The sequence below is a fragment of the Paraburkholderia sp. EG286B genome (assembly GCF_040965655.1).
Taxonomy (GTDB): domain Bacteria; phylum Pseudomonadota; class Gammaproteobacteria; order Burkholderiales; family Burkholderiaceae; genus Paraburkholderia.
In genome coordinates, this window is record NZ_JBFRCF010000095.1 from 1 (window position 1) to 2,346 (window position 2,346).

Sequence of the window (2,346 nt, forward strand, 5' to 3'; positions counted from 1 at the left end):
GAGCGGATTTGTGCCAGGGATCGCATGCGCACGAGGTTGTATGCCGCCAGGTTCAACACGAACATCTGGTCCACCTTCTTCAAGCCACGCACCATCACCTGGCGCATGCGCCCCACGGTCTTGGCCCAGCCGAAGCCTTGTTCGATCAACTTGCGCTTTTGCTGCGAAACGGCGTAGCCCGCGCTCGATGCAATCGTGTCGGGCACTGCTGAACGTCGCCCCGAGGTGTTTTGCGCAACGTGCGGTGTGACCTTCATCTGTTGGCATGCCTCAATGAATTCCAGGGCGTCGTAACCCTTGTCTGCACCCAACGTAATTTCTACGTCCGGATCCTCTGCCGCTTGCCGTGCGTCGTGGATCATGATCTTGGCTGCTTCACGCTCGGCATGCCCGTCGGCGTGTGTCACGCGCGCATTGACCACCAGGCCGTGCCGGTTATCGGTCAGCGTATGGCCCATGTACCGCAATTCACTGGCCGTTTTGCCTTTGCGATAGAGTCTTGCATCGGGATCGGTCCTGGACTGATGTGTCTCGTTGCTGCGTTTGTCGCCCTTGAAGTCGCCCGCACCGCCACCGTCGTTGTCCTGATCGTCCCCATTCTTGCGTACAAAGCTCTTGTGTCCAGCCCACGCCTGGATCAGGGTGCCGTCCACGCTGAAATGCTCACCCGAGAGCAGGCACTTCTTCTGGGCGATGGCCACCACCTCGTTGAAAAATGCGATCACCGCATCGTGTCTGATCAGACGCTCGCGGTTCTTCGTAAAGACCGTGGGCACCCACACCTCGTCATCCATTGCCAGGCCGATGAACCAGCGAAACAAGAGGTTGTATTGCACCTGCTCCATCAGTTGGCGCTCCGAGCGAATGCTGTAGAGCACCTGGATTAGCATGGCTCGCAGCAACTTCTCCGGCGCGATGCTCGGCCGTCCACCTTTTATGTCCGCTTCGTACATGTCGGCGAACAGTCGATCCATCTTCGCCAGCGCTTCGTTCGCCATTACGCGGATCGAACGCAACGGATGCGACTTGGGGACGAAGTCGTCCAGCTTGCGCACGGAAAACAAACTCTCGGTGAAAGTGTCGGCGCCGCGCATGATCTCCAGTGGGTAAGTGATTGTTCATCTATCAACGCTTCACGAACTCTGCGCGATGACATGTTTCACCGGTACTTCAGCAACCTGCTAAGCCGGGCGGGGCTCTCCCTTGCGGCCCCTTATAAATTCCTTTTCGAATCAAGCATCTGCTGACTACCCTTTGCGGGCTAGCAGGATGGTAGGAGCCCGCTCGTTCAATCGGTGATGTGCGCCGAAATTGCAGACGCCCCCTGCAATTTCGATTCAACGCTCGAGCCTTCAGTTCAGGCCCGACGACTGGCGGTCGAAACGTGCGGATCACTGTCGAGACTTGGAAGGATTCGGCGCGGGAAGACAAAATGCGCACTACCGTTCCCTCGATGAATTCCAGATAGGTGGCGACGGAGGCCACCAGCGTGACGGAAAGCCAGTGCGCGTGATCGCGACACAGAGCAGGCGGATGCCGGGTTGCGCTCGCCTTGGGAGTAGTCCGACAAAAAACGATGAGCCCCATCATTCCGACACCAAAGGGCTTACCGTATTCCAGGTGCTCTTTCCCCCCGAACCAAATGAAGAACGATTGGCGCCTTCAATCTCTGAGCGAGCACCAGGATCTCCACGTGAGATCCTTGCAACCAGCGCTGCTTAGGAGAATCACATCGCGATGACTGGCTCTGCAGAAAACAGAGTTCGTCTAGTGGCGGACGTAAGTGACGGATCGGCTCAAAGTGGATTATGCAAAAGAGTATTGCCATACGAACGGAGCGTGATCGATGTACCAAAGGCTATACTGCCATCGCGTTCGGAAATCCCGTCGTTCCCGACGCCTGTCTACGGAATTTACCCCAGCCTTAATCGGCTGGGGTGCCTTTTTTTAATATCGGGCATTCTACGACGGGTAAATTGCAATCCCTGCAATTACGTAGTATGAGTTCATCCGTGCGCCTTTTCCGTCTTCCCGATCGTCGTGCTCATCGTACGCGACCGTATTCAGTGTAGAAAACGCGATGGCTTCGCGAAGACTGCGTTGATATCGGAGCTGCCATGCTTCTCGTCACGCCAGTCCTGATGCATCGGGCGAATCCAACTTCCCTTTCCTCAAACCATAAGTTCTCTAATATATGGAAGCGGTGATCATCGTTGCCCTAGCAGGCTGCTGAAGTACCTCCCGGTAGAAACAGCCTTTCTGCGCTTACGCGGCTCTCGCCGCGCGTTTCATCGCATTGTGAAATTTCAACGCGAAGTTCACGCTGGTTCAGCGGTTTGAGGCCAA

General features: G+C 56.2%; 1 protein-coding gene. It reads right to left on the reverse strand.

The annotated features are described in order from the left end of the window. Positions 1-1,094: IS5 family transposase (locus AB4Y42_RS43775; protein ID WP_368697827.1), on the reverse strand; the 1,094-nt coding region annotated here is incomplete at its 3' end. Positions 1,095-2,346 lie beyond the last annotated feature (1,252 nt).